At 48.6% G+C, this 562-nt stretch carries 1 tRNA gene and 1 rRNA gene; both read left to right on the top strand.

Annotation, left to right across the window (positions count from 1 at the left end):
* A 16S ribosomal RNA gene (locus E0496_RS34475) occupies positions 1-92 on the top strand; the annotation flags it as partial.
* A gap of 107 nt (positions 93-199) precedes the next feature.
* A tRNA-Ala gene (locus E0496_RS34470) sits at positions 200-275 on the top strand.
* The last annotated feature ends 287 nt before the right edge of the window (positions 276-562 follow it).

Here is a 562-nt window from a genome sequence, read left to right as displayed (position 1 = left end):
AAGGGAGCTAGCCGTCGAAGGTGGGGTAGATGATTGGGGTGAAGTCGTAACAAGGTAGCCGTATCGGAAGGTGCGGCTGGATCACCTCCTTTCTAAGGAAATACCCGGACCCGATGAGGTTCGGATACAAGTTATCGGTATATGGCGCTTTGAGCGCAAGACGTGAAAACCATTTGTTCAGCTTTGATGGAATTTGTATGGGGCCATAGCTCAGCTGGGAGAGCGCCTGCCTTGCAAGCAGGAGGTCAGCGGTTCGATCCCGCTTGGCTCCACCAACAACTTTTATCAATTTGCACCTTGAAAACTGGATAACGAAAGAAAAGAAATTGCTGAAACATCCTTTAAGCTGTTTTTATTGTAAGCGAAAGGTGTTCGAGATTAATCCGACTTCTTTTCGTTTTGTTCTTACCAACTGATATCTTAGGAGATCAGGGGGAAACAAAATGAAAACGGCGGTTAAGCCGAATCACCTGAGCATATGGTTAAGCTAGTAAGAGCGCACGGAGGATGCCTAGGCACCAGGAGCCGAAGAAGGACGTGGCGAACAACGATACCGCCCCGG

This window comes from Paenibacillus luteus (genome assembly GCF_006542765.1).
Lineage (GTDB): Bacteria > Bacillota > Bacilli > Paenibacillales > Paenibacillaceae > Pristimantibacillus > Pristimantibacillus luteus.
The sequence above is the reverse complement of the archived record's forward strand: the minus strand, read 5'-3'. Positions and strand labels throughout refer to the sequence as shown.